This window comes from Pseudomonas sp. JDS08PS003, assembly GCF_045013505.1.
GTDB lineage: Bacteria > Pseudomonadota > Gammaproteobacteria > Pseudomonadales > Pseudomonadaceae > Aquipseudomonas > Aquipseudomonas protegens_B.
On the sequence record NZ_CP120724.1, the window covers coordinates 6,498,326 to 6,525,000 of the forward strand.

21 protein-coding genes, 5 tRNA genes and 2 rRNA genes (1 of these 28 cut by a window edge) are annotated in these 26,675 nt (G+C 54.3%); all 28 read right to left on the reverse strand.

The window, feature by feature from the left end:
* Positions 1-11 precede the first annotated feature (11 nt).
* Positions 12-287, reverse strand: a complete 276-nt coding sequence (rpsS, locus tag P7C00_RS29060) for a 30S ribosomal protein S19 (RefSeq protein ID WP_002555486.1) — start codon at positions 285-287, stop codon at positions 12-14.
* 16 nt (positions 288-303) lie between these two features.
* Entirely contained in the window at positions 304-1,128 is an 825-nt protein-coding gene (gene rplB / locus P7C00_RS29065) for a 50S ribosomal protein L2 (RefSeq protein ID WP_011063775.1), read from the reverse strand.
* Positions 1,129-1,142: 14 nt separating this feature from the next.
* Positions 1,143-1,442: a 50S ribosomal protein L23 gene (gene rplW, locus P7C00_RS29070; protein ID WP_002555488.1), complete on the reverse strand. Its 300-nt coding sequence runs from the start codon at positions 1,440-1,442 to the stop codon at positions 1,143-1,145.
* Positions 1,439-2,041 carry a 50S ribosomal protein L4 gene (gene rplD, locus P7C00_RS29075; protein ID WP_007924200.1) on the reverse strand — a complete coding sequence of 201 codons (603 nt, stop codon included), beginning with the start codon at positions 2,039-2,041 and terminating at the stop codon, positions 1,439-1,441. Before rplD ends, rplW begins: the two co-directional genes overlap by 4 nt.
* Before the next feature lie 12 nt (positions 2,042-2,053).
* Complete coding sequence (rplC, locus tag P7C00_RS29080; protein WP_007924205.1) at positions 2,054-2,689, reverse strand: 50S ribosomal protein L3; 636 nt, start codon at positions 2,687-2,689, stop codon at positions 2,054-2,056.
* Between the two features lie 80 nt (positions 2,690-2,769).
* Positions 2,770-3,081: a 30S ribosomal protein S10 gene (gene rpsJ / locus P7C00_RS29085; protein ID WP_003186070.1), complete on the reverse strand. Its 312-nt coding sequence runs from the start codon at positions 3,079-3,081 to the stop codon at positions 2,770-2,772.
* A gap of 140 nt (positions 3,082-3,221) precedes the next feature.
* Positions 3,222-4,415 carry an elongation factor Tu gene (gene tuf, locus P7C00_RS29090; protein ID WP_060841339.1) on the reverse strand — a complete coding sequence of 398 codons (1,194 nt, stop codon included), beginning with the start codon at positions 4,413-4,415 and terminating at the stop codon, positions 3,222-3,224.
* A 34-nt stretch (positions 4,416-4,449) separates the two neighbouring features.
* Positions 4,450-6,597, reverse strand: a complete 2,148-nt coding sequence (gene fusA / locus P7C00_RS29095; protein WP_025132366.1) for an elongation factor G — start codon at positions 6,595-6,597, stop codon at positions 4,450-4,452.
* Between the two features lie 30 nt (positions 6,598-6,627).
* Positions 6,628-7,098 carry a 30S ribosomal protein S7 gene (rpsG, locus tag P7C00_RS29100; RefSeq protein WP_007925959.1) on the reverse strand — a complete coding sequence of 157 codons (471 nt, stop codon included), beginning with the start codon at positions 7,096-7,098 and terminating at the stop codon, positions 6,628-6,630.
* A gap of 111 nt (positions 7,099-7,209) precedes the next feature.
* A complete protein-coding gene (rpsL, locus tag P7C00_RS29105; RefSeq protein WP_003186084.1) occupies positions 7,210-7,581 on the reverse strand; it encodes a 30S ribosomal protein S12 in 372 nt (123 codons plus the stop codon).
* A 201-nt stretch (positions 7,582-7,782) separates the two neighbouring features.
* Positions 7,783-11,982 (reverse strand): DNA-directed RNA polymerase subunit beta', encoded by a 4,200-nt coding sequence (gene rpoC, locus P7C00_RS29110; protein ID WP_346635586.1) that lies wholly within the window; start codon positions 11,980-11,982, stop codon positions 7,783-7,785.
* Positions 11,983-12,046: 64 nt separating this feature from the next.
* Positions 12,047-16,120 (reverse strand): DNA-directed RNA polymerase subunit beta, encoded by a 4,074-nt coding sequence (gene rpoB / locus P7C00_RS29115; protein ID WP_346635585.1) that lies wholly within the window; start codon positions 16,118-16,120, stop codon positions 12,047-12,049.
* 221 nt (positions 16,121-16,341) lie between these two features.
* Positions 16,342-16,707: a 50S ribosomal protein L7/L12 gene (gene rplL / locus P7C00_RS29120; RefSeq protein WP_060841342.1), complete on the reverse strand. Its 366-nt coding sequence runs from the start codon at positions 16,705-16,707 to the stop codon at positions 16,342-16,344.
* A gap of 80 nt (positions 16,708-16,787) precedes the next feature.
* Positions 16,788-17,288 carry a 50S ribosomal protein L10 gene (gene rplJ / locus P7C00_RS29125; protein ID WP_025132369.1) on the reverse strand — a complete coding sequence of 167 codons (501 nt, stop codon included), beginning with the start codon at positions 17,286-17,288 and terminating at the stop codon, positions 16,788-16,790.
* A gap of 198 nt (positions 17,289-17,486) precedes the next feature.
* Positions 17,487-18,182, reverse strand: a complete 696-nt coding sequence (rplA, locus tag P7C00_RS29130) for a 50S ribosomal protein L1 (RefSeq protein WP_123723271.1) — start codon at positions 18,180-18,182, stop codon at positions 17,487-17,489.
* Complete coding sequence (gene rplK, locus P7C00_RS29135; protein ID WP_003176435.1) at positions 18,182-18,613, reverse strand: 50S ribosomal protein L11; 432 nt, start codon at positions 18,611-18,613, stop codon at positions 18,182-18,184. The genes rplA and rplK overlap by 1 nt, the downstream gene beginning before the upstream one ends.
* Before the next feature lie 118 nt (positions 18,614-18,731).
* Positions 18,732-19,265 carry a transcription termination/antitermination protein NusG gene (gene nusG / locus P7C00_RS29140; RefSeq protein ID WP_002555501.1) on the reverse strand — a complete coding sequence of 178 codons (534 nt, stop codon included), beginning with the start codon at positions 19,263-19,265 and terminating at the stop codon, positions 18,732-18,734.
* A 9-nt stretch (positions 19,266-19,274) separates the two neighbouring features.
* Positions 19,275-19,643, reverse strand: coding sequence for a preprotein translocase subunit SecE (gene secE, locus P7C00_RS29145; protein WP_011063783.1), 369 nt, complete (start codon positions 19,641-19,643; stop codon positions 19,275-19,277).
* A gap of 45 nt (positions 19,644-19,688) precedes the next feature.
* Positions 19,689-19,764, reverse strand: a tRNA-Trp gene (locus P7C00_RS29150).
* 54 nt (positions 19,765-19,818) lie between these two features.
* Positions 19,819-21,012: an elongation factor Tu gene (gene tuf, locus P7C00_RS29155; protein WP_060841339.1), complete on the reverse strand. Its 1,194-nt coding sequence runs from the start codon at positions 21,010-21,012 to the stop codon at positions 19,819-19,821.
* An 84-nt stretch (positions 21,013-21,096) separates the two neighbouring features.
* Positions 21,097-21,172: transfer RNA gene (locus P7C00_RS29160), tRNA-Thr, on the reverse strand.
* Positions 21,173-21,198: 26 nt separating this feature from the next.
* A tRNA-Gly gene (locus P7C00_RS29165) sits at positions 21,199-21,272 on the reverse strand.
* A gap of 24 nt (positions 21,273-21,296) precedes the next feature.
* A tRNA-Tyr gene (locus tag P7C00_RS29170) sits at positions 21,297-21,381 on the reverse strand.
* A 142-nt stretch (positions 21,382-21,523) separates the two neighbouring features.
* Positions 21,524-21,970, reverse strand: coding sequence for a hypothetical protein (locus tag P7C00_RS29175; RefSeq protein ID WP_404937777.1), 447 nt, complete (start codon positions 21,968-21,970; stop codon positions 21,524-21,526).
* 158 nt (positions 21,971-22,128) lie between these two features.
* Positions 22,129-23,091, reverse strand: coding sequence for a bifunctional biotin--[acetyl-CoA-carboxylase] ligase/biotin operon repressor BirA (gene birA / locus P7C00_RS29180; protein WP_346635583.1), 963 nt, complete (start codon positions 23,089-23,091; stop codon positions 22,129-22,131).
* Positions 23,092-23,262: 171 nt separating this feature from the next.
* Positions 23,263-23,378: ribosomal RNA gene (gene rrf, locus P7C00_RS29185) — 5S ribosomal RNA — on the reverse strand.
* Positions 23,379-23,526: 148 nt separating this feature from the next.
* A 23S ribosomal RNA gene (locus P7C00_RS29190) occupies positions 23,527-26,418 on the reverse strand.
* Between the two features lie 235 nt (positions 26,419-26,653).
* Positions 26,654-26,675 (reverse strand) — tRNA-Ala (locus P7C00_RS29195); it runs 54 nt beyond the window's last position.

The window sequence follows — 26,675 nt, forward strand, 5'->3', positions numbered from 1 at the left end:
TTCCTTACCCCTTAACGCTTGGCTTTCTTGTCTGCCACGTGCCCACGATAAGTGCGGGTACCGGCAAACTCGCCCAGTTTGTGGCCGACCATGTCTTCGTTCACGAGAACTGGAACATGTTGACGACCGTTATGCACAGCAATGGTCAGACCGACCATTTGTGGCAGGATCATGGAACGGCGCGACCAGGTCTTAACTGGTTTGCGATCGTTCTTTTCCGCCGCCACTTCGATCTTCTTCAGTAGGTGAAGATCAATAAAAGGACCTTTTTTCAGAGAACGTGGCACTGTCGTATCCCTCTATTTACTTGCGACGACGGACGATCATTTTGTCGGTACGCTTATTACCACGAGTCTTCGCGCCCTTAGTCGGGAAGCCCCATGGCGATACCGGATGACGACCACCAGAGGTACGACCTTCACCACCACCATGTGGGTGGTCAACCGGGTTCATGGCAACACCACGAACGGTTGGGCGAACGCCACGCCAGCGTTTGGCACCAGCTTTACCCAGCGAACGCAGGCTGTGCTCGGAGTTCGAGACTTCGCCCAGGGTCGCACGGCACTCAGCCAGCACTTTACGCATCTCACCAGAACGCAGACGCAGGGTCACGTAGACACCTTCACGAGCGACCAACTGAGCCGAAGCACCAGCCGAACGAGCGATTTGCGCGCCTTTACCTGGCTTCAGTTCGATGCCGTGTACGGTGCTACCAACTGGAATGTTGCGCAGTTGCAGAGCGTTGCCCGGCTTGATCGGTGCCAGAGCACCTGCGATCAGCTGGTCGCCAGCGCTCACGCCTTTAGGGGCGATGATGTAGCGACGCTCGCCATCTGCGTACAGCAGCAGAGCGATGTGAGCAGTACGGTTTGGATCGTATTCGATACGCTCGACAGTGGCAGCGATGCCATCTTTATCGTTGCGACGGAAGTCGACCAGACGGTAATGCTGCTTATGACCACCACCAACGTGACGAGTAGTGATGCGGCCATTGTTGTTACGACCACCAGACTTCGACTTCTTCTCGAGCAGCGGTGCGTGAGGAGCGCCTTTATGCAGCTCCTGGTTGACCACCTTGACCACAAAACGGCGGCCAGGGGAAGTCGGTTTGCATTTAACGATTGCCATGATGCACCCCTTCCTTACTCAGCACTGCTGCTGAAATCGAGATCTTGGCCTGGCTGAAGGGAGATAACTGCCTTCTTCCAGTCATTACGCTTGCCCAGACCGCGAGCGGTACGTTTGCTCTTACCCAGAACATTCAGGGTAGTAACACGTTCCACTTTCACGCTGAACAGGCTTTCGACGGCCTTCTTGATTTCCAGCTTGGTTGCATCAGTAGCAACCTTGAAAACGAACTGGCCTTTCTTGTCTGCCAGAACCGTAGCCTTCTCGGAAACGTGCGGGCCAAGCAGAACTTTAAATACGCGTTCCTGGTTCATCCCAGCAGCTCCTCGAATTTCTTCACGGCCGACACAGTGATCAACACTTTGTCGTATGCGATCAGACTAACTGGATCGGAACCTTGCACGTCACGAACATCAACGTGTGGCAGGTTACGAGCAGCCAGGTACAGGTTCTGATCAACAGCGTCCGACACGATCAGAACGTCGGTCAGGCTCATGTTGTTCAGTTTGCCCAGCAGATCTTTGGTCTTCGGAGTTTCAACAGCGAAATCCTGAACCACGACCAGACGATCAGTACGCACCAGCTCAGCAAGGATGGAACGCATTGCTGCGCGATACATCTTCTTGTTCAGCTTCTGGGAGTGATCCTGAGGACGAGCTGCAAAAGTGGTACCGCCGCCACGCCAGATTGGGCTACGGATGGTACCAGCACGAGCGCGGCCAGTACCTTTCTGACGCCATGGGCGCTTGCCGCCACCAGAAACGTCGGAACGGGTCTTTTGCTGCTTGCTACCTTGACGGCCGCCAGCCATGTAGGCCACGACTGCTTGGTGAACCAGCGTCTCGTTGAATTCGCCGCCAAATGTCAGTTCGGAAACTTCGATCGCTTGAGCGTCATTTACATTTAATTGCATGTCAGCTTCCCCTTAACCGCGAGCCTTGGCCGCCGGACGTACAACCAGGTTGCCGCCAGTAGCGCCAGGAACAGCACCCTTGACCAACAACAGATTGCGTTCAGCGTCGACGCGCACTACTTCCAGGGACTGCACGGTCACGCGCTCAGCGCCCATATGACCGGACATTTTTTTGCCCTTGAATACACGACCAGGAGTCTGGCACTGGCCAATAGAGCCCGGGACGCGGTGGGAAACGGAGTTACCGTGGGTGTTATCTTGACCGCGGAAATTCCAACGCTTGATGGTACCGGCGAAGCCTTTACCTTTCGACTGACCGGTAACATCTACCAGTTGGCCAGCTGCGAAGATTTCTGCATTGATCAGATCGCCAGCTTGGTACTCGCCTTCTTCAAGACGGAATTCCCAAACGCCACGACCGGCAGCAACGTTCGCTTTAGCGAAGTGACCTGCCTGAGCAGCAGTCACGCGCGAAGCACGACGCTCACCTACAGTGACTTGCACTGCACGATAGCCATCGGTTTCTTCAGTTTTGAACTGGGTGACGCGATTCGGTTCGATCTCAATGACCGTGACCGGAATGGAGACACCTTCTTCGGTGAAAATACGGGTCATACCGCATTTACGACCGACTACACCAATAGTCATGTTGTAAACCTCATGAGTGTACGGGGCTTTCACCCGCTATGGCCGCCCATTTCAGAGCGTTACACGACTAAGACCGAGTCTTAGCCGAGGCTGATCTGCACTTCCACACCTGCCGCAAGATCAAGCTTCATAAGAGCATCAACGGTTTTATCCGTTGGCTGGACGATGTCCAGTACGCGCTTATGAGTACGGATCTCGTACTGGTCACGCGCGTCTTTGTTGACGTGCGGGGAGACCAGAACGGTGAACCGCTCTTTACGGGTAGGCAGTGGAATTGGACCACGCACTTGAGCACCAGTACGTTTCGCGGTTTCCACGATTTCCTGGGTGGATTGGTCGATCAGGCGATGGTCGAAAGCCTTCAACCTGATACGGATTTGCTGATTTTGCATTGGATTTCAGACTCCAGGCTGCTATTCCCACCGGGCGCAATACGCCCGTTAAAAGGAGGCGCAATTCTATAGACGGCCCCACAGAGTGTCAACCCAATAAAAAAGCCCCCGCAAGCGGGGGCTTCTTCATGAGTCGTCGATTACTCGATAACTTTGGCTACGACGCCAGCGCCGACGGTACGACCGCCTTCACGGATAGCGAAACGCAGACCATCTTCCATCGCGATGGTTTTGATCAGAGTGACAGTCATCTGGATGTTGTCACCTGGCATTACCATTTCAACGCCTTCTGGCAGCTCGCAGTTACCAGTCACGTCAGTAGTACGGAAGTAGAACTGTGGACGGTAGCCTTTGAAGAACGGAGTATGACGGCCGCCTTCTTCTTTGCTCAGAACGTAAACTTCAGCAGTGAACTTGGTGTGCGGCTTAACAGTGCCTGGCTTAACCAGAACCTGACCACGCTCAACGTCGTCACGCTTGGTACCACGCAGCAGAACGCCGCAGTTCTCGCCAGCACGACCTTCGTCGAGCAGTTTGCGGAACATTTCAACGCCGGTGCAAGTGGTCTTCTGAGTGTCGCGCAGACCAACGATCTCAACTTCTTCCTGGATGCGAACGATACCACGCTCAACACGGCCAGTTACCACGGTGCCACGACCGGAGATCGAGAATACGTCTTCGATTGGCATCAGGAACGGCTTGTCGATTGCACGCTCTGGCTCTGGGATGTAGGTGTCCAGAGTTTCTACCAGACGCTTAACAGCGGTGGTACCCATTTCGTTGTCGTCTTGGCCGTTCAGAGCCATCAGAGCAGAACCGATGATGATCGGAGTGTCGTCGCCTGGGAAATCGTAAGTGCTCAGCAGATCGCGCACTTCCATTTCAACCAGTTCCAGCAGCTCAGCGTCGTCAACCATGTCAGCCTTGTTCAGGAAGACAACGATGTACGGAACGCCTACCTGACGGGACAGCAGGATGTGCTCACGAGTTTGTGGCATCGGACCATCGGCAGCCGAGCAAACCAGGATCGCGCCGTCCATCTGGGCAGCACCAGTGATCATGTTCTTGACGTAGTCGGCGTGACCCGGGCAGTCAACGTGCGCGTAGTGACGAATGTGCGAATCGTACTCTACGTGTGCAGTGTTGATGGTGATACCACGAGCTTTTTCTTCTGGGGCGCTGTCGATCTTGTCGAAGTCAACACGAGCCGAACCGAAAACTTCGGAGCAAACGCGAGTCAGAGCAGCGGTCAGAGTGGTTTTACCGTGGTCAACGTGACCGATGGTGCCAACGTTGACGTGCGGTTTGTTACGTTCAAATTTTTCTTTAGCCACGACAATTAACTCCTAGCCTAAAGGGGAGACTGAATCAGCCTTGTTTTTTAACGAGAGCTTCGACGATGTTCGACGGAGCTTCGGCGTATTTGGAGAATTCCATGGAGTAGCTCGCGCGACCCTGAGACATGGAACGAACGTCAGTTGCATAACCGAACATTTCACCCAGTGGCACTTCGGCACGGATAACCTTGCCGGACACCGAGTCATCCATACCCTGAATCAGACCACGACGACGGTTCAGGTCACCCATCACGTCACCCATGTAGTCCTCTGGGGTTACAACTTCAACCTTCATGATCGGCTCGAGCACAACACCGCCGCCCTTCTGGGCCAGCTGCTTGGTCGCCATGGAGGCCGCCACCTTGAACGCCATCTCGTTGGAGTCGACGTCGTGGTAGGAACCATCGAACACGGTAGCCTTCAGGCCGATCAGCGGATAACCGGCAACGACGCCGTTCTTCATCTGCTCTTCGATACCCTTCTGGATAGCCGGGATGTATTCCTTAGGAACCACACCACCAACAACTTCGTTGGTGAAGACCAGACCTTCGGTGATGTTGCCGTTCGCATCAACGTCCGGCTCCGAGAAACGGATCCAGCAGTGACCGAACTGACCGCGACCGCCGGATTGACGAACGAATTTGCCTTCGATCTCGACGTTGCTCTTGCTGATCTTCTCGCGGTACGAAACCTGCGGCTTGCCGATGTTGGCTTCGACGTTGAACTCGCGCTTCATGCGGTCAACGAGGATGTCCAGGTGCAGCTCACCCATACCGGAGATAATGGTCTGACCAGTCTCTTCGTCAGTCTTGACGCGGAACGACGGGTCTTCCTGAGCCAGCTTGCCCAGTGCAATACCCATCTTTTCCTGGTCCTGCTTGGTTTTCGGCTCTACCGCTACCGAAATCACAGGCTCAGGGAAGTCCATACGCTCAAGGATGATCTGCTTGTCGAGATCGCACAGAGTGTCACCAGTGGTGACGTCCTTCATGCCGATCAGGGCAGCGATGTCGCCTGCACGTACTTCTTTGATCTCTTCACGCTGGTTGGCATGCATCTGCACCATACGACCAACGCGCTCTTTCTTGCCCTTGACCGAGTTGATCACGGAGTCGCCCGAGCTCAGGAAGCCCGAGTAAACGCGCACGAAAGTCAGAGTACCAACGAACGGGTCAGTAGCGATCTTGAATGCCAGAGCCGAGAACGGTTCCGAATCGTCAGCATGACGCTCGTCGTAATCCGCTTCTACCAGCTCTTCCTTCGGCTTCTCGATGAGATCCGGGTGGATACCTTTGATCGCAGGGATCTCGGTAGGAGCAGGCAGGAAGTCGATAACGGCATCGAGAACCAGGGGAACACCCTTGTTCTTGAACGAAGAACCGCAGACAGCCGGAACGATCTCGCTAGCCAGGGTGCGCGCACGCAGGCCGGCCTTGATTTCTTCGACGGTCAGGTCACCTTCTTCAAGGTACTTGTTCATCAGCTCTTCGTTGGCTTCAGCAGCAGCTTCAACCATGTTGGAGCGCCACTCGTTAGCCAGGTCCAGCATATCAGCAGGAATTTCTTCCTCGCGATAGGTAGTACCCTTGTCGTCGTCGTTCCAGTAGATAGCCTTCATCTTGATCAGATCAACCTGACCTTCGAAGTTATCTTCAGCGCCGATAGCCAGCTGAACCGGAACCGGGGTGTGACCCAGGCGGTTTTTGATCTGACCAACAACGCGCAGGAAGTTAGCGCCTGCACGGTCCATCTTGTTCACGTAAACAACACGTGGAACGCCGTATTTGTTGGCTTGACGCCATACGGTTTCAGACTGAGGCTCAACACCGGAAGTACCGCAGAACACAACGACCGCGCCGTCGAGTACACGCAGAGAACGCTCTACTTCAATGGTGAAGTCAACGTGGCCTGGGGTATCGATAACGTTTACACGATAGTTATCGTATTGGCCGCGCGAACCTTTCCAGAAGGTAGTTACAGCAGCGGAGGTAATGGTGATACCCCGCTCCTGCTCCTGCACCATCCAGTCGGTGGTAGCAGCGCCGTCATGCACCTCACCCATCTTGTGGCTGAGACCTGTGTAAAACAGGATCCGCTCGGTAGTGGTAGTCTTACCCGCGTCAACGTGGGCACAGATACCAATGTTACGGTAGCGGTTGATTGCTGTAGTACGAGCCATAAAGCCCTCGCAAAATGAATGATGCTGAGATTAGAAGCGGTAGTGCGAGAAAGCCTTGTTGGCTTCAGCCATACGGTGAACGTCTTCACGCTTCTTAACTGCAGCACCTTTGCCTTCGGCAGCATCCAGCAGTTCGCCAGCCAAACGCAGAGCCATAGACTTCTCGCCGCGCTTGCGAGCGAAGTCTACCAACCAGCGCATTGCCAGAGCGTTACGACGGGACGGACGAACTTCGACCGGAACCTGGTAAGTAGCACCGCCTACACGGCGCGACTTCACTTCGACCAGCGGAGCGATGGCGTCGAGAGCTTTCTCGAAGATTTCCAGGGGATCGCTGTTCTTGCGCTCTTTAACTTTTTCCAGCGCACCATAAACGATACGTTCGGCAACGGCTTTCTTGCCGCTCTCCATTACGTGGTTCATGAATTTGGCGAGGATCTGGCTTCCGTATTTCGGATCGTCCAGAATCTCACGTTTGGCTGCTACGCGACGTCTTGGCATTGATAAGCCCTCAAACGGTCTTCAGGTTAGCTCGGGACAGCTGATCCAATGGACGCGTGCCCGACCTTACTCTTATCGACTCAATATAATTAAAAACTGCAAAACGACCGATTACTTCGGACGCTTGGTACCGTACTTCGAACGACCTTGGTTACGACCTTTAACGCCGGAGGTATCCAGGGAGCCGCGAACGGTGTGGTAACGAACACCTGGCAAGTCTTTTACACGGCCGCCGCGAATCAGTACGACGCTGTGCTCTTGCAGGTTGTGGCCTTCACCGCCGATGTACGAGGAAACCTCGAAACCGTTGGTCAGACGCACACGGCATACTTTACGCAGTGCCGAGTTAGGTTTTTTCGGCGTAGTGGTATACACGCGAGTGCACACGCCACGACGTTGCGGGCAGTTCTGCAGCGCAGGCACGTCGGATTTCTCGACGATACGCTTACGCGGCTGACGTACCAGCTGGTTGATAGTTGCCATCTACTAGCTCCACTGTTGTCTTTCGACATAAACAAAATGGCAGAGCAGGAGCTCCACCAAATTTAGGGGTACAAGAGTCTAAAGAGGATCTCGCCCCCAGTCAAGGCAAGGCCCCGGCCTCTCCGATCAGCGAACCTCGACAAAAAGTGTCTCGATTCTCAGTCGGAAAAACCGGGGCCCCATCTCAATCTACTACAGACCTCAGTTACCGCTGGAGTTCAGCGCTTCTGTCAGTGCTGCTTCGACTTCGCTCGCGCTCACGCGCAGTGGCTTGTCTGCATCACGACGACGCTTACGCTCGCTGTGGTAAGCCAGGCCGGTACCGGCCGGGATCAGACGACCCACAACCACGTTTTCCTTCAGGCCACGCAAGTAGTCGCGCTTGCCGGTCACTGCTGCCTCGGTCAGTACACGAGTGGTCTCTTGGAAAGAGGCCGCCGAGATGAACGACTCAGTGGACAAGGACGCCTTAGTAATACCCAGCAATACGCGGGTGAACTTGGAGATGAACTTGTCTTCAGCGCTCAGACGCTCGTTTTCTACCAGTACGTGAGTCAGTTCCATCTGGTCGCCCTTGATGAAGCTGGAGTCGCCAGACTCGGCAATCTCAACCTTACGCAGCATCTGACGCAGAATGGTCTCGATGTGCTTATCGTTGATCTTCACGCCCTGCAGACGGTAAACGTCCTGGATCTCGTTAACGATGTACTTAGCCAACGCACTCACACCCAGCAAACGCAGGATGTCGTGCGGATCGCTCGGACCGTCGGAGATAACTTCGCCGCGGTTCACTTGTTCGCCTTCGAAGACGTTCAGGTGACGCCACTTAGGAATCAGCTCCTCATACGGATCACTACCGTCGTTCGGGGTAATGACCAGACGGCGCTTGCCCTTGGTCTCTTTACCGAACGCGATGGTGCCGCTGACTTCAGCCAGAATCGACGCTTCTTTCGGACGACGAGCTTCGAACAAGTCGGCAACACGCGGCAGACCACCGGTGATGTCACGGGTCTTCGAAGTTTCTTGCGGAATACGAGCGATAACATCACCGATCGCAATCTGCGCACCGTCGGCAACACCTACAAGGGCGTTAGCCGGCAGGAAGTACTGGGCCGGTACGTCGGTACCTGGCAGCAGCAGATCCTTGCCATCCATACCAACCATCTTCACCGCAGGACGGATGTCCTTACCGGCAGCTGGACGGTCTTTGACGTCAAGCACTTCAATATTGGTCATACCGGTCAATTCGTCAGTCTGACGCTTGATCGTGATGCCTTCTTCCATGCCCACGTAGGTCACGGTACCTTTCATTTCGGTAACAATTGGGTGAGTGTGCGGGTCCCACTTGGCCACGATGGCACCAGCGTCGACCTTATCGCCTTCCTTCACCGAAATCACAGCACCGTACGGCAGCTTGTAGCGCTCGCGCTCGCGACCGAAGTCATCGGCAATTGCCAGCTCGCCGGAACGGGATACGGCTACCAGGTGACCATCAACACGCTCAACGTGCTTCAGGTTATGCAGACGGACAGTACCGCCATTCTTCACCTGTACGCTGTCCGCTGCCGAGGTCCGGCTTGCCGCACCACCGATGTGGAACGTACGCATGGTCAGCTGGGTACCCGGCTCACCGATGGACTGGGCAGCAATTACGCCGACCGCTTCACCGATGTTCACCAGGTGACCGCGAGCCAGGTCACGGCCGTAGCACTTGGCGCAGATGCCATAACGAGTTTCGCAGCTGATCGGCGAACGCACGATCACTTCGTCGATGCTGTTCAGCTCGATGAACTCGACCCACTTCTCGTCTACCAGAGTGCCAGCAGGAACGATGACGTCCTCGGTACCCGGCTTGAATACGTCACGGGCGATAACACGACCCAATACGCGCTCACCCAGCGGCTCTACAACGTCACCGCCTTCAATGTGCGGAGTCATCAGCAGACCATGCTCGGTGCCGCAATCGATCTCGGTCACAACCAGATCCTGCGCCACGTCTACCAGACGACGAGTCAGGTAACCGGAGTTCGCTGTTTTCAACGCGGTATCCGCCAGACCTTTACGAGCACCGTGAGTCGAGATGAAGTACTGGAGTACGCTCAGACCTTCACGGAAGTTCGCAGTAATCGGCGTTTCGATGATGGAGCCATCCGGCTTGGCCATCAGACCACGCATACCGGCCAGCTGACGGATCTGTGCAGCGGAACCCCGCGCACCCGAGTCAGCCATCATGTACATCGAGTTGAACGACTCTTGCTCAACTTCGTCGCCATGACGGTCGATTACCTTCTCTTTCGAGAGGTTAGCCATCATCGCCTTGGACACTTCGTCGTTGGCTTTCGACCAAAGGTCGATCACCTTGTTGTACTTCTCGCCCTGGGTTACCAGGCCGGAGGCGTACTGGCTCTCGATTTCCTTAACTTCATCGGTGGCAGCACCGATGATGCGGGCTTTTTCATCCGGGATAACGAAGTCGTTAACACCGATGGAAACGCCGGAAATGGTCGAGTAAGCGAAACCGGTGTACATCAACTGGTCAGCGAAGATCACGGTCTCTTTCAGACCAACCACGCGGTAGCACTGGTTGATCAGCTTGGAGATCGCCTTCTTCTTCATCGGCAAGTTGACGACGTCGAACGACAGACCTTTTGGCACGACCTGGAACAGCAGCGCACGACCAACAGTGGTGTCGACGATACGGGTAGCGCTCACGCTGCCGCCATCACGATCGTTAACGGTTTCGTTGATACGAACCTTGATCTTGGCGTGCAAAGCCGCTTCGCCGGCGCGGAATACGCGATCGACTTCCTGCAGGTCCGCGAACACACGACCTTCGCCCTTGGCGTTGATCGCTTCACGAGTCATGTAGTACAGACCCAATACAACGTCCTGCGACGGAACGATGATTGGCTCACCGTTGGCTGGCGACAGAATGTTGTTGGTCGACATCATCAACGCACGCGCTTCCAGCTGGGCTTCCAGCGTGAGCGGTACGTGCACGGCCATTTGGTCGCCGTCGAAGTCGGCGTTGTACGCGGCACAGACCAGAGGGTGCAGCTGGATAGCCTTACCTTCGATCAATACTGGCTCAAACGCCTGGATGCCCAGACGGTGAAGGGTCGGTGCACGGTTGAGCAGCACGGGGTGTTCGCGAATCACTTCAGCGAGAACGTCCCAAACTTCCGGCAGCTCGCGCTCAACCATCTTCTTGGCGGCTTTGATGGTGGTAGCCAGGCCACGCATTTCCAACTTGCCGAAAATGAACGGTTTGAACAGCTCGAGAGCCATCTTCTTCGGCAGACCGCACTGGTGCAGACGCAGGGTCGGACCTACGGTAATTACCGAACGACCGGAGTAGTCAACACGCTTACCGAGCAAGTTCTGACGGAAACGACCTTGCTTACCCTTGATCATGTCGGCCAGGGATTTCAGAGGACGCTTGTTGGAACCGGTGATAGCGCGGCCACGACGGCCGTTGTCGAGCAGTGCGTCGACAGCTTCCTGCAACATACGCTTTTCGTTGCGCACGATGATGTCCGGAGCGGACAGATCCAGCAGGCGCTTCAAACGGTTGTTACGGTTGATCACTCGACGATACAGGTCGTTGAGGTCAGAAGTCGCGAAGCGACCGCCATCCAGCGGGACCAGTGGACGCAGATCTGGCGGCAGAACCGGCAGAACGGTCAGCACCATCCACTCTGGAAGGTTACCGGAACCCTGGAAGGCCTCCATCAACTTCAGACGCTTGGACAGCTTCTTGATCTTGGTTTCCGAGTTGGTTTGCGGAATCTCTTCGCGCAGACGGCCAATCTCGTGCTCCAGGTCGATAGCGTGCAGCAGTTCGCGGACAGCCTCGGCCCCCATACGGGCGTCGAAGTCATCACCAAACTCTTCCAGCGCTTCGAAGTACTGTTCATCGTTCAGCAGCTGACCTTTTTCAAGGGTGGTCATGCCTGGATCGATAACGACATAGCTCTCAAAGTAGAGAACGCGCTCGATATCACGCAGGGTCATGTCCATCAGCAGGCCGATACGGGACGGCAGCGATTTCAGGAACCAGATGTGGGCAACCGGCGAAGCCAGTTCGATGTGCGCCATACGCTCACGACGAACCTTGGCCAGTGCAACTTCAACGCCGCACTTCTCGCAGATCACGCCGCGATGCTTCAAGCGCTTGTACTTACCGCACAGGCACTCGTAATCCTTTACCGGGCCAAAGATTTTGGCGCAGAACAGGCCGTCACGCTCAGGTTTGAACGTACGGTAGTTGATGGTTTCCGGCTTTTTAACTTCACCGAACGACCACGAACGGATCATCTCAGGCGATGCCAATCCGATACGGATGGCGTCGAACTCTTCGACTTGACCCTGGTTTTTCAGCAAATTCAGTAGGTCTTTCAAGGCCTTTCCTCCTGGCGGAGCAGAGAGCGGGCAATCCTGCCCCGCTCTCGATTCGCGTCACGTGTTATTCGGTTTCCAGATCGATATCGATGCCGAGGGAACGAATTTCTTTGATCAACACGTTGAAGGACTCGGGCATGCCCGGCTCCATACGGTGATCGCCGTCCACGATGTTTTTGTACATCTTGGTACGACCGTTCACATCGTCCGACTTCACTGTGAGCATTTCTTGCAGAGTGTATGCAGCACCGTATGCTTCCAGTGCCCAGACCTCCATCTCCCCGAAACGCTGACCACCGAACTGCGCCTTACCACCCAGCGGCTGCTGGGTAACCAGGCTGTACGAACCGGTAGAACGAGCGTGCATCTTGTCGTCTACCAAGTGGTTCAGTTTCAGCATGTACATGTAGCCAACGGTAACTGGACGCTCGAACTTGTTGCCGGTACGGCCGTCGGTCAGTTGCATCTGGCCGCTTTCTGGCAGGTCAGCCAGTTTCAGCATGGCCTTGATTTCACTTTCCTTGGCGCCGTCGAACACCGGAGTGGCCATAGGCACACCGCCACGCAGGTTGTTCGCCAGATCCAGGATCTCCTGATCGGAGAAGCTGTCCAGGTCTTCGTTGCGACCACCGATCTGGTTATAGATCTCGTCCAGGAAGGTACGCAGCTCTGCAACCTTACGCTGCTCTTCGACCATCCGGTTGATCTTCTCGCCCAGACCTTTGGCCGCGAGGCCCAGGTGAGTTTCGAGAATCTGACCAACGTTCATACGCGAAGGTACGCCCAACGGGTTGAGGACTACGTCAACCGGGGTGCCATTGGCATCGTGCGGCATGTCTTCAACCGGCATGATCACGGAGACCACACCCTTGTTACCGTGACGACCGGCCATCTTGTCGCCCGGTTGGATGCGACGACGGATTGCCAGGTAGACCTTGACGATTTTCAGCACGCCTGGAGCCAGGTCATCGCCCTGCTGCAGTTTGCGCTTCTTGTCTTCGAACTTGTCGTCCAGCAGACGGCGGCGATCAACGATGTAGGCCTGAGCCTTCTCGAGCTGCTCGTTCAGAGCATCTTCAGCCATGCGCAGCTTGAACCACTGACCATGCTCAAGACCGTCGAGAACTTCGTCGGTGATCTCCTGCCCCTTCTTCAGACCGGCGCCGCCTTCGGCTTTGTGGCCGACCAGAGCGGAACGCAGACGTTCGAAAGTCGCGCCTTCAACGATACGGAACTCTTCGTTCAGATCCTTACGAATCTCGTCGAGCTGGCTCTTCTCGATGGACAGAGCACGAGCATCGCGCTCTACGCCATCACGAGTGAAGACCTGCACGTCGATGACAGTACCCTTGGTACCGGTAGGTACGCGCAGGGAAGTGTCTTTAACGTCGCTGGCTTTTTCACCGAAGATTGCACGCAGCAGTTTTTCTTCCGGAGTCAGCTGGGTCTCGCCTTTCGGAGTGACCTTGCCCACCAGAATGTCGCCTGCGCCAACTTCAGCACCCACATAAACAATACCGGCTTCGTCCAGCTTGTTCAGTGCAGCCTCACCCACGTTCGGGATGTCCGCAGTGATTTCCTCTGGACCAAGCTTGGTGTCACGGGCCACACAGGTCAGTTCCTGGATGTGGATCGTAGTGAAGCGGTCTTCCTGAACCACACGCTCGGACAGGCAGATGGAGTCTTCGAAGTTGAAGCCGTTCCATGCCATGAACGCGATACGCATGTTCTGACCCAGAGCTAGTTCACCCATGTCGGTGGACGGGCCGTCGGCCATAATATCGCTGCGCTGAACCCGATCACCCTTGCTCACCAGCGGACGCTGGTTGATGCAAGTGTTCTGGTTGGAGCGGGTGTATTTGGTCAGGTTGTAGATGTCGACACCGGCTTCGCCAGTTTCAACTTCGTCATCGGCAACACGAACCACAATACGGCTGGCATCAACAGAGTCGATCACGCCGCCACGACGAGCCACGACGCAAACGCCGGAGTCACGGGCAACGTTGCGCTCCATGCCGGTACCTACCAGCGGCTTATCAGCACGCAGGGTCGGTACAGCCTGACGCTGCATGTTGGAACCCATCAACGCACGGTTGGCGTCGTCGTGCTCGAGGAACGGAATCAACGACGCAGCAACCGAAACTACCTGCTTCGGCGAAACGTCCATCAAGGTGACATCTTCTGGCGCCTTGACGGTGAATTCGTTCAAGTGACGAACAGCTACCAGCTCATCGATCAGATGACCTTTGTCGTTCATGGTCGCCGAAGCCTGGGCGATCACGTGATCGGCCTCTTCGATAGCGGACAGGAACACGATCTCATCGGTTACCAGCGCATCTTTCACCACACGGTACGGGCTTTCGAGGAAGCCGTACTGGTTGGTGCGGGCATAGGCAGCCAAGGAGTTGATCAGACCAATGTTCGGACCTTCCGGCGTTTCAATCGGACATACACGACCGTAGTGAGTCGGGTGCACGTCACGAACTTCAAAGCCTGCACGCTCACGAGTCAGACCACCCGGGCCGAGTGCAGACACACGACGCTTGTGGGTAATCTCGGACAGCGGGTTGTTCTGGTCCATGAACTGCGACAGCTGGCTGGAACCGAAGAACTCTTTCACTGCCGCAGCTACTGGCTTGGCATTGATCAGGTCTTGCGGCATCAGGCCTTCGCTTTCAGCCATCGACAGACGCTCTTTGACCGCGCGTTCTACACGCACCAGGCCAACGCGGAACTGGTTCTCGGCCATTTCGCCTACGCAGCGAACACGACGGTTACCCAGGTGGTCGATGTCGTCGACGATGCCTTTACCGTTACGGATGTCGACCAGAGTCTTCAGTACAGCAACGATGTCTTCCTTGCACAGCACGCCCGAACCTTCGATCTCGGTACGACCGATACGACGGTTGAACTTCATCCGGCCAACGGCGGACAAGTCATAGCGCTCTGGACTGAAGAACAGGTTATTGAACAGAGTCTCGGCAGCATCTTTGGTCGGCGGCTCGCCTGGACGCATCATGCGATAGATCTCGACCAGCGCTTCCAATTGGTTGCTGGTGGAGTCGATCTTCAGAGTGTCGGAAACGAACGGACCGCAATCGATGTCGTTGGTGTACAGAGTTTCGATGCGAACAACCTGCGACTTGGCGATTTTTGCCAGGATCTCGGTGTTCAGCTCGGTGTTGCACTCTGCCAGGATCTCGCCGGTAGCCGGGTGCACAATGGCCTTGGCAGTGGTACGGCCCAGGACGTAGTCCAGAGGCACATCCAGTTCCTTGATGCCGGCTTTTTCCAGCTGGTTGATATGGCGAGCGGTAATACGACGACCTTGCTCGACAATAACCTTGCCCTTGTCGTCCTGGATATCCAGAACAGCGATTTCACCACGCAGACGCTGAGGCACCAACTCCAGGCTCAGGCTCTCGCCTTTCACATGGAATACGTTGGTGGTGTAGAACGCGTCCAGCACTTCTTCAGTGGTGTAACCCAGCGCGCGCAGCAGAACCGACGCTGGCAGCTTGCGACGACGGTCGATACGGACGAACACGCAGTCTTTCGGATCGAACTCGAAGTCCAGCCACGAGCCGCGATAAGGAATGATCCGCGCCGAGTACAGCAGCTTACCGGAGCTGTGCGTCTTGCCACGGTCGTGGTCGAAGAATACGCCAGGGGAACGGTGCAGCTGGGAAACGATTACACGCTCGGTACCGTTGATTACGAAGGTACCGTTCTCAGTCATCAGGGGAATTTCCCCCATGTAGACTTCTTGCTCTTTGATGTCCTTGATCGCTTTGTTCGACGATTCTTTGTCGAAAATGATCAGACGAACTTTTACCCGCAAAGGTACGGCGTAAGTCACACCACGCAACACGCATTCTTTAACATCAAACGCCGGTTCGCCCAGGCGATAACCGACATACTCCAACGCAGCATTGCCGGAGTAGCTGATGATCGGGAAAACGGATTTGAAGGCCGCATGCAGGCCCACGTCGCGGAACTGATCTTTAGTCGCTCCCGCTTGCAAGAATTCACGATACGAATCCAGCTGGATGGCCAGGAGGTAAGGCACATCCATGACGTCCGGCAACTTGCTAAAGTCCTTGCGGATACGTTTTTTCTCAGTATATGAGTAAGCCATCAGCGTTCCCCAGCTTGGTCACCTGCTTATTCGGCTCCTCCCGACGGGAGCAGCCAGAAAATCGTGCAAACCCTTTGGTTTGCGCCACCGCACAGGGTGGGTTACAGCACGTTAAAGGCACCGACCCAGTCGGCCGCCAATAACGGAAAAAGGCCGGTGGCAAAAGCCACCAGCCATCAGCCGTTCGCTTAACGCTTGGGCTGGAGACACAAAGTCGATGCTTACTTGAGCTCGACTTTAGCGCCTGCTTCTTCCAGAGCTGCTTTGGCTTTTTCAGCTGCTTCTTTAGCAACAGCTTCCAGAACCATGGCAGGAGCGCCGTCAACTACAGCCTTGGCTTCTTTCAGGCCCAGACCGGTCAGTTCACGTACAGCCTTGATCACGTTAACTTTCTTCTCGCCAGCTTCGGTCAGCATGACGTTGAATTCAGTTTGCTCTTCAACAACAGCGGCAGCAGCAGCTGGGCCAGCAGCGGCAACAGCAGCGGTAACGCCGAAGGTTTCTTCCATTGCTTTGATCAGCTCAACAACTTCCAGAACGGTTTTCTGGCCGATTGCTTCGATGATTTGCTCGTTAGTCAGAGACATGACTATAAATTCCTGTATTGGGGTGACAGCCTACGCAGCCATCAAATTAAACATATGATTTTGAAAGGGCTTGCAGTGCCTTAGGCAGCAGCAGCTTCTTTCTGGTCGCGAATAGCCGCCAGAGTACGAGCCAGCTTGCTGGTAGCGCCTTGGATCACGCTCATCAGCTTCGCAATAGCTTCGTCGCGAGTTGGCAGCGAAGCCAACACGTCGATCTCGTTTGCTGCGAGGTACTTGCCCTCGAACGCAGCTGCCTTGATCTCGAACTTGTCCTGACCCTTTGCGAACTCTTTGAAAATACGGGCAGCAGCGCCCGGATGTTCCTTGGAGAATGCAATCAGGGTAGGGCCGACGAACGCGTCGTTGAGCACGTCATATTGAGTGCCTTCAACAGCGCGCTTGAGCAGGGTGTTACGTACGACACGTACATAAACACCAGCTTCGCGGGCCTCTTTACGGAGTCCGGTCATAGCGCCTACTGTCACACCACGGGCATCAGCCACGACAGCGGACAGAGCGGCTTTGGCAGCCTCGTTGACTTCAGCGACGATGGCCTTCTTGTCTTCGAGTTTAATTGCCACGGGTTTAACTCCTGCTTGTTACCGTTTCATCCAACCGGAGCTGGATGTCGTTTTGGTGTCTGATTCGGTAAGGAACCGGGAGCACCATCTGCGTAGGCTTGTGGTTTAAGACTTGCGCCGCCTACGGTCTTGGATAGCCCCCGCCAGGCAGGGACCCCAATTTTTCAACTGACGCAATCGCTTGCGCTAGTTTATGTCTTATACGTCCAGCGAACCCTGGTCGATAACCAGACCTGGGCCCATAGTGGTGCTCAAGGTAACGCGCTTGACGTAGATACCTTTCGAAGAAGCTGGCTTGATACGCTTCAGGTCGGCGATCAGGGCTTCAACGTTTTCCTTCAGCTTGACGGCGTCGAAGCCGACCTTGCCAACGGAGGTGTGGATAATGCCGTTTTTGTCGGTACGGTAGCGAACCTGACCAGCCTTGGCGTTCTTAACTGCCGAAGCTACGTCTGGAGTTACGGTACCAACTTTCGGGTTAGGCATCAGGCCACGAGGACCCAGAACCTGACCCAACTGACCTACAACGCGCATTGCATCCGGGGAAGCAATAACTACGTCATAGTTCAGGTCGCCAGCTTTCATTTCGGCAGCCAGATCATCCATACCTACGCGGTCTGCACCGGCAGCCAGAGCTGCTTCAGCAGCTGGACCTTGGGTGAAGACAGCAACACGTACAGTCTTGCCAGTGCCGTGTGGCAGCACGGTAGCGCTACGAACAACCTGGTCAGATTTACGTGGGTCTACGCCCAGGTTCACAGCTACGTCTACAGACTCGCTGAACTTAACGGTCGACAGCTCGGTCAGGAGAGCGGCGGCCTCTACGAAGTTGTAGGCCTTGCCTGCTTCAATCTTGCCGGCGATAGCCTTTTGGCGCTTGGTCAGCTTAGCCATTACACACCCTCCACGTTAAGGCCCATGCTACGAGCAGAACCGGCGATAGTACGCACGGCTGCATCCATATCAGCTGCAGTCAGATCGGCGTTTTTGGTTTTCGCGATCTCTTCCAGCTGAGCACGGGTAACAGTGCCAACCTTAACGGTGTTTGGACGAGCAGAACCGCTGGTCAAACCAGCAGCTTTCTTCAGCAGAACCGAAGCAGGGGTGCTCTTAGTTTCGAAAGTGAAGCTGCGGTCACTGTAAACAGTGATGATCACAGGAGTCGGCAGACCTGGTTCAAGACCCTGAGTACGGGCGTTGAAAGCCTTGCAGAATTCCATGATGTTCACGCCGTGCTGACCCAGAGCTGGACCAACGGGCGGGCTTGGGTTGGCCTGAGCGGCCTTAACTTGCAGCTTGATGTAAGCAGTAATCTTCTTAGCCATGAGGCACTCCAATTACGGGTTCAGACGCCTAGAAAGGCTCCCCGGTTACTTGCGCGTTTATCCCAGTGACGAAAAAACCCCACAGCCTAAGGCTGCGGGGTATGGGATTCTCGTTCAGTTATGCCTTCTCGACCTGACTGAACTCTAGCTCTACCGGAGTAGAGCGACCGAAAATGAGCACCGCCACTTGGATCCGGCTCTTTTCGTAGTTAACTTCTTCGACCGTACCATTAAAGTCAGCGAATGGACCGTCAGTAACACGGACCACCTCACCCGGCTCGAATAGGGTCTTCGGTTTGGGTTTGTCGCTACCATCGGCGACACGACGCAGAATAGCTTCTGCCTCTTTATCAGTGATAGGCGCAGGCTTATCAGCGGTACCACCAATGAAACCCATGACACGAGGAGTATCCTTGACCAAGTGCCAAGTCCCCTCATTCATGTCCATCTGAACCAGCACATAGCCTGGAAAAAACTTACGCTCGCTCTTGCGCTTCTGGCCATTACGCATCTCAACCACTTCTTCAGTGGGGACCAGAATTTCGCCGAAGCCATCTTCCATGCCAGCCAGCTTTACACGCTCGATCAACGAACGCATTACATGCTTCTCGTAACCCGAGTAAGCATGCACAACGTACCAACGCTTAGCCACGGGACACCCTTAGCCAACAATCAAGGAAACAAGCCAGCCGAGCAGGGAATCTAGCCCCCACAACAGCAACGCCATAACCAGAACCACAGCCACTACAATCAGAGTGGTCTGCGTGGTCTCTTGGCGAGTTGGCCACACGACTTTACGAATCTCAGTGCGCGCTTCCTTAACCAGTACAAAGAACGACTTGCCCTTCGCAGTTTGCAGACCAACAAAGGCAGCAACAGCGGCAATGACAAGCAGCGCAAGGACGCGGTACAGGATCGGCGAAGCAGAATAGTACTGATTGCCAACAACACCAACAATCACCAAAGCAACCACAACGAGCCACTTTAGCAGATCGAAGCGAGAGCCTTGAGCTTCAGCCTTAGGAGTCATCTATGAAGATCCTGTGAAAAGAAAGCCAGACACATTGAGTGAATCTGGCAGGTCAGGAGGGAATCGAACCCCCAACCTACGGTTTTGGAGACCGTCGCTCTGCCAATTGAGCTACTGACCTAAAAACAAAATCAGGCCGACCATTATGTCGGCCCGATGGAGATATTTCAAGAACTTATTCGATGACTTTGGCTACGACACCAGCGCCGACGGTACGACCGCCTTCACGGATAGCGAAACGCAGACCATCTTCCATCGCGATGGTTTTGATCAGAGTGACAGTCATCTGGATGTTGTCACCTGGCATTACCATTTCAACGCCTTCTGGCAGCTCGCAGTTACCAGTCACATCAGTAGTACGGAAGTAGAACTGTGGACGGTAGCCTTTGAAGAACGGAGTATGACGGCCGCCCTCTTCTTTGCTCAGAACGTAAACTTCAGCAGTGAACTTGGTGTGCGGCTTAACAGTGCCTGGCTTAACCAGAACCTGACCACGCTCAACGTCGTCACGCTTGGTACCACGCAGCAGAACGCCGCAGTTCTCACCAGCACGACCTTCGTCGAGCAGTTTGCGGAACATTTCAACGCCAGTGCAGGTGGTCTTCTGAGTGTCGCGCAGGCCAACGATCTCAACTTCTTCCTGGATGCGAACGATACCACGCTCAACACGGCCAGTTACCACGGTGCCACGACCGGAGATCGAGAATACGTCTTCGATTGGCATCAGGAACGGCTTGTCGATTGCACGCTCTGGCTCTGGGATGTAGGTGTCCAGAGTTTCTACCAGACGCTTAACAGCGGTGGTACCCATTTCGTTGTCGTCTTGGCCGTTCAGAGCCATCAGAGCCGAACCGATGATGATCGGAGTGTCGTCACCTGGGAAATCGTAAGTGCTCAGCAGATCGCGCACTTCCATTTCAACCAGTTCCAGCAGCTCAGCATCGTCAACCATGTCAGCCTTGTTCAGGAAGACAACGATGTACGGAACGCCTACCTGACGGGACAGCAGGATGTGCTCACGAGTTTGTGGCATCGGACCATCGGCAGCCGAGCAAACCAGGATCGCGCCGTCCATCTGGGCAGCACCAGTGATCATGTTCTTGACGTAGTCGGCGTGACCCGGACAGTCAACGTGCGCGTAGTGACGAATGTGCGAATCGTACTCTACGTGTGCAGTGTTGATGGTGATACCACGAGCTTTTTCTTCTGGGGCGCTGTCGATCTTGTCGAAGTCAACACGAGCCGAACCGAAAACTTCGGAGCAAACGCGAGTCAGAGCAGCAGTCAGAGTGGTTTTACCGTGGTCAACGTGACCGATAGTACCCACGTTAACGTGCGGCTTATTACGTTCGAACTTTTCCTTAGCCATCGAAATCACCCCTAGGAGAAGAATTGAGCAAGTCACACAAGCCATTAAAACAAAGGCAGATATTTTCATATCTGCCTTGTTATATGGAGCTCTTGAGCGGATTTGAACCGCTGACCTCACCCTTACCAAGGGTGTGCTCTACCAACTGAGCTACAAGAGCGTAACAATTTGCAAAACCTGCAAACTTGGAGCGGGTAGCGGGAATCGAACCCGCATCATCAGCTTGGAAGGCTGAGGTTCTACCACTAAACTATACCCGCGGAGCCTGCAGCTCTCGCTAAATCTGGTGGAGGGGGAAGGATTCGAACCTTCGAAGTCGTAGACGTCAGATTTACAGTCTGATCCCTTTGGCCGCTCGGGAACCCCTCCTAAGCGAGGCAGCATTTTATACCATGCCACCCTTCTGTCAAGCATTTTCTCAATAAAATCTTGAGGTTAGCTGCGTTGACCTAGCCCTGCTGCTCTAACCTCAAGAGGTCTTCACTGCGGAGCGGGCGCCATTCTATGCAACCTATTCGACAGTTGCAACCCCCTCACAAGGCATTATTTTATGTTTTAACTCATTGAATTCCTTAGCAAGGTTCTGCAGCTGCAGATCATCCAACAAATGCTTGCTCTCAGGAGTCACACGCAACCAGAAACCAGAAGAACCAGCAACACTCAAGGACAGTAGCCTGACATCTACCCCCAGGCCCACCAGGCGCTGCTCAAGCATCTGAGCCATATCTCGACGAGCAAAGCCCCCCAGATAGAGACAGCTTGCATCAACCTCCCCCATCTTGCCCTTATCCCGCCGCTCGACCGAATCTGCAGACTCACTCAACAAGCGGATATCTTGCTGAGATCCTCGATAGAGCGATAGAGGCATAACCTCTTTCGCACGAAGAGGTGCTTCCTGCTGATGCCAGATGTAATAGAAACCATTGAGGACCAATAACAACAGAAACAGCCAGCGCATAAAAACCTCGAGACGGAGGACAAGCCTTAGTCAACTCGAAAAAACAGATCACGAACAAACTGATCTTGCGGAACCAACACAACACCCAGAACTTCCACCCCCACCTCCTCGCCCAAGGTCGCGCGGGCGCATTTCATGGAGCTATTTCGCGGTCAAACTCAAGGCTCATCACGCAACCTTAGACTGAGCTCCCCACCACTATACGTTTTCTCCTCACCTTCAACGCTCAACCGCAAAGCCCCTTGGCGATCAATACCCAGCACGACACCATCAACCTTATTTACGCCCGCTATCAGAGACACTGCACGCCCCTGCCAGAGATGACCTTGCTCCCACTCGCCCTGGATCGCGGAGAAACCATTCAGTCGATGACGCTCAAGATAGGCCACAAGGATCTCACTCAATCGAGCGACCAGCTGATTGCGATCAATAACCTTGCCGGACTCCAACCTTACCGAAGTCCACTCCTGATCGACCTCCTCAGCGCTCCGCATATTCACATTGATCCCAATCCCCAGGACCACATGACACACATCCGCAGGATCGCCCACCAACTCCAAAAGTATTCCCGCGACCTTCTTCTGACCAACCAAAACATCATTTGGCCACTTCAAACCTGCACCAGGAATTCCATACTCACGAAGGGTGTGCATAACCGCCAGCCCTACGACCAGACTGAGCCCCTCCAATTGCCGGAGACCTCCGTCTATGCGCAAGACCAGGCTGTAATAGATATTCTCGGCAAAAGGGCTTACCCACTTGCGACCACGCCGCCCCCGACCGGCGGTCTGACGCTCAGCCAGCACAAGAAAAGGAGCCACCACCCCCCCCTCAATGGATCGCAGCGCCTCCGCATTCGTGGAGTCAATAGAGTCAAAAATTCGGACATCCCATGCATCACTGGAAGAAGAGCGCCGACTTATCTCAGCACTGTCCAGCAAAGTGATTGGCGTGGCCAACTGGTACCCACGACCTCGTACTTTATGGATGACCAGCCCCAATTCCGCTTCAAGAAGCTGTAACTGCTTCCATATAGCACTACGGCTAACACCCAGCGCCTCCCCGAGCGCCTGCCCCGAGTGAAAGTGCCCATCCTTCAGAAGCTCTAACAACGTCGACATGCAGTTTCCGCCTTACAATGAACCAAGCATGATAGCCACGCCCAAAGCCATTGCATAGGAAGCACCACCCGACGAGCAAGTCGATCGGGACAGCTAAAAAATATAAACCGCTTTTCTGTCGCGCAAAAACAAAACCCCAATTGCTTTCGCAATTGGGGTTTCGGAATTTAATCTTGACGATGACCTACTCTCACATGGGGAAACCCCACACTACCATCGGCGATGCATCGTTTCACTTCTGAGTTCGGGATGGGATCAGGTGGTTCCAACGCTCTATGGTCGTCAAGAAATTCGGTAGCCAGACCGTCGCTTATGCAACGTGCCAGCAAATGGGTATGTAATAGATTTGTGTGCTTTGTGAGCGGTGCAAACTTTCGGTTTGTTTCGTCTTCACACACCGCAACTCGCTTCTTAAGCAAATTGCTTGGGTGTTATATGGTCAAGCCTCACGGGCAATTAGTATTGGTTAGCTCAACGCCTCACAGCGCTTACACACCCAACCTATCAACGTCGTAGTCTTCGACGGCCCTTTAGGGAACTCAAGGTTCCAGTGAGATCTCATCTTGAGGCAAGTTTCCCGCTTAGATGCTTTCAGCGGTTATCTTTTCCGAACATAGCTACCCGGCAATGCCACTGGCGTGACAACCGGAACACCAGAGGTTCGTCCACTCCGGTCCTCTCGTACTAGGAGCAGCCCCTCTCAAATCTCAAACGTCCACGGCAGATAGGGACCGAACTGTCTCACGACGTTCTAAACCCAGCTCGCGTACCACTTTAAATGGCGAACAGCCATACCCTTGGGACCGGCTTCAGCCCCAGGATGTGATGAGCCGACATCGAGGTGCCAAACACCGCCGTCGATATGAACTCTTGGGCGGTATCAGCCTGTTATCCCCGGAGTACCTTTTATCCGTTGAGCGATGGCCCTTCCATACAGAACCACCGGATCACTAAGACCTACTTTCGTACCTGCTCGACGTGTCTGTCTCGCAGTCAAGCGCGCTTTTGCCTTTATACTCTACGACCGATTTCCGACCGGTCTGAGCGCACCTTCGTACTCCTCCGTTACTCTTTAGGAGGAGACCGCCCCAGTCAAACTACCCACCATACACTGTCCTCGATCCGGATAACGGACCTGAGTTAGAACCTCAAAGTTGCCAGGGTGGTATTTCAAGGATGGCTCCACGCAAACTGGCGTTCACGCTTCAAAGCCTCCCACCTATCCTACACAAGCAAATTCAAAGTCCAGTGCAAAGCTATAGTAAAGGTTCACGGGGTCTTTCCGTCTAGCCGCGGATACACTGCATCTTCACAGCGATTTCAATTTCACTGAGTCTCGGGTGGAGACAGCGCCGCCATCGTTACGCCATTCGTGCAGGTCGGAACTTACCCGACAAGGAATTTCGCTACCTTAGGACCGTTATAGTTACGGCCGCCGTTTACCGGGGCTTCGATCAAGAGCTTCGCGTTAGCTAACCCCATCAATTAACCTTCCGGCACCGGGCAGGCGTCACACCCTATACGTCCACTTTCGTGTTTGCAGAGTGCTGTGTTTTTAATAAACAGTCGCAGCGGCCTGGTATCTTCGACCGGCATGAGCTTACGGAGCAAGTCCTTCACCCTCACCGGCGCACCTTCTCCCGAAGTTACGGTGCCATTTTGCCTAGTTCCTTCACCCGAGTTCTCTCAAGCGCCTTGGTATTCTCTACCCAACCACCTGTGTCGGTTTGGGGTACGGTTCCTAGTTATCTGAAGCTTAGAAGCTTTTCTTGGAAGCATGGCATCAACCACTTCGTCACCTAAAAGGTAACTCGTCATCAGCTCTCGGCCTTAGAATCCCGGATTTACCTAAGATTCCAGCCTACCACCTTAAACTTGGACAACCAACGCCAAGCTGGCCTAGCCTTCTCCGTCCCTCCATCGCAATAACTAGAAGTACAGGAATATTAACCTGTTTTCCATCGACTACGCTTTTCAGCCTCGCCTTAGGGACCGACTAACCCTGCGTCGATTAACGTTGCGCAGGAAACCTTGGTCTTTCGGCGTGGGTGTTTTTCACACCCATTGTCGTTACTCATGTCAGCATTCGCACTTCTGATACCTCCAGCAAGCTTCTCAACTCACCTTCACAGGCTTACAGAACGCTCCTCTACCGCATCACTTACGTGATACCCGTAGCTTCGGTGTATGGTTTGAGCCCCGTTACATCTTCCGCGCAGGCCGACTCGACTAGTGAGCTATTACGCTTTCTTTAAAGGGTGGCTGCTTCTAAGCCAACCTCCTAGCTGTCTAAGCCTTCCCACATCGTTTCCCACTTAACCATAACTTTGGGACCTTAGCTGACGGTCTGGGTTGTTTCCCTTTTCACGACGGACGTTAGCACCCGCCGTGTGTCTCCCATGCTCGGCACTTGTAGGTATTCGGAGTTTGCATCGGTTTGGTAAGTCGGGATGACCCCCTAGCCGAAACAGTGCTCTACCCCCTACAGTGATACATGAGGCGCTACCTAAATAGCTTTCGAGGAGAACCAGCTATCTCCGAGCTTGATTAGCCTTTCACTCCGATCCACAGGTCATCCGCTAACTTTTCAACGGTAGTCGGTTCGGTCCTCCAGTCAGTGTTACCTAACCTTCAACCTGCCCATGGATAGATCGCCCGGTTTCGGGTCTATTCCCAGCGACTAGACGCCCTATTAAGACTCGCTTTCGCTACGCCTCCCCTATTCGGTTAAGCTCGCCACTGAAAATAAGTCGCTGACCCATTATACAAAAGGTACGCAGTCACAGAACAAAGTCTGCTCCCACTGCTTGTACGCATACGGTTTCAGGATCTATTTCACTCCCCTCTCCGGGGTTCTTTTCGCCTTTCCCTCACGGTACTAGTTCACTATCGGTCAGTCAGTAGTATTTAGCCTTGGAGGATGGTCCCCCCATATTCAGACAAGGTTTCTCGTGCCCCGTCCTACTCGATTTCATGACTAAGAGATTTTCGCGTACAGGGCTATCACCCACTATGGCCGCACTTTCCAGAGCGTTCCGCTAATCTCAAAGCCACTTAAGGGCTAGTCCCCGTTCGCTCGCCACTACTAAGGGAATCTCGGTTGATTTCTTTTCCTCAGGGTACTTAGATGTTTCAGTTCCCCTGGTTCGCCTCTTGCACCTATGTATTCAGTACAAGATAACCATCTTATGATGGCTGGGTTCCCCCATTCAGACATCTCCGGATCAAAGTCTGTTTGCCGACTCCCCGAAGCTTTTCGCAGGCTACCACGTCTTTCATCGCCTCTGACTGCCAAGGCATCCACCGTATGCGCTTCTTCACTTGACCATATAACCCCAAGCAATCTGGTTATACTATGAAGACGACATTCGCCGAAAATTTGCAATTGCTGCTCAATTAAGAGCCTCACAAATTTTACCTTAGCCTGATCCGTTACCAGTGAAAGTAACGTTCAGTCTATCTTTCTATCACATACCCAAATTTTTAAAGAACGATCTAATCAAAAGACTAGAAATCAACATTCAAAGTGAATGCTCATTTCTAAGCTTTCAGAAGCAGTTTATGGTGGAGCCAAGCGGGATCGA